Raw genomic sequence first — 1,066 nt, 5'->3', positions numbered from 1 at the left:
CTTGGCTGCTGCATCGGGCAGATCGGCGGTTTCGTCCACGATCACCGACACATTGCCGGCCCCGACGGCTACAGCGGGGGTGCCGCAGGACTGGGCGCGGTGCACGTTGTTCTGGCTGCCTGTGCAGATCACCCGGTCTGCGGCCTCCATCAGCGCCTGGGTCTTGGCCTTGGAGCCGGGCGCGGGGATCATCTGCACCAGACCCGGGTCCAGCCCCAGCTTGGCGAATTCAGCGTGGATGTAGGACAGCAGCAATTCGCAGGAGGCCACACCCTTGGGCGACGGAGCCACAACAATGGCGTTGCCGCCTTTCAGCGCGTTGATGATGTTGTTCGCAGGGGTCGCTGCCGGGTTGGTCGAGGGCACCACGGCACCGATCACCCCGATGGGGCGCATAATTTCGGTGATGCCGGTTGCGGGATCATCGCTGAGGATGCCCTGTGTCTGGACGTCTGCAATGTCGCGCAGCAGGCCCAGCGTCTTGCGGTGGTTCTTGGTGATCTTGTCCGGCACATTGCCCAGGCCGGTGGTTTCCACCGCCAGCTCGGCCAGGGTCCGGTTGCGGGCGGGTTCCATGATGGCCCAGCCTGCCGCCAGCGCGGCCTTGTCATAAAGCGCCTGGCTGCCGCGGGCCTCGAATGCCTGCTGGGCAGTGCGGGCGCGCGCCACGATCTGTTCCACCCCGGCTGTGCCGGAGGCGATTGCGTCCTGAGCGGTCATGTCTTTCCTCGATAAATTGTCCGGGGCAGGGGCGCTGCCCCGGAGGGTTTCGGCCGTGGGATTGGGGATCAGAGACCGGCCAGAAGTTCCTTGAGCGTCTGCTCGCGGGCGGCCCACATTTCCTTGACCTCGTCACGGGTCATGATGTGCATGGGCGAGCCGCCGGCCTGCATTTTCTTGGCCACACGGGGGTTTGCGAACATCTCCGGCACGGTGGCGGCGAGCTGGTCGATCACTTCTTGCGGGGTGCCTTTGGGGACCATCACACCGCGGAAATTGACCGATGAATTGTCCACTTCCAGCCCTTGCTCCTGCATGGTAGGCACATCGGGCAGAAAGTCCGAGC

The 1,066-nt window shown here is 64.9% G+C and carries 2 protein-coding genes; both read right to left on the bottom strand.

The window, feature by feature from the left end; genetic code table 11:
• The coding region (locus tag A2I95_RS41605; protein ID WP_291738116.1) for an aldehyde dehydrogenase family protein at nt 1-720 on the bottom strand (720 nt) is incomplete at its 3' end.
• 68 nt (nt 721-788) lie between these two features.
• Nucleotides 789-1,066, bottom strand: a 278-nt coding sequence (locus A2I95_RS41600) for a tripartite tricarboxylate transporter substrate-binding protein (RefSeq protein WP_291738115.1), incomplete at its 5' end; no start/stop codon positions are given.

Source organism: Leisingera sp. F5 (assembly GCF_001593695.1).
The sequence above is the reverse complement of the archived record's forward strand: the minus strand, read 5'-3'. Positions and strand labels throughout refer to the sequence as shown.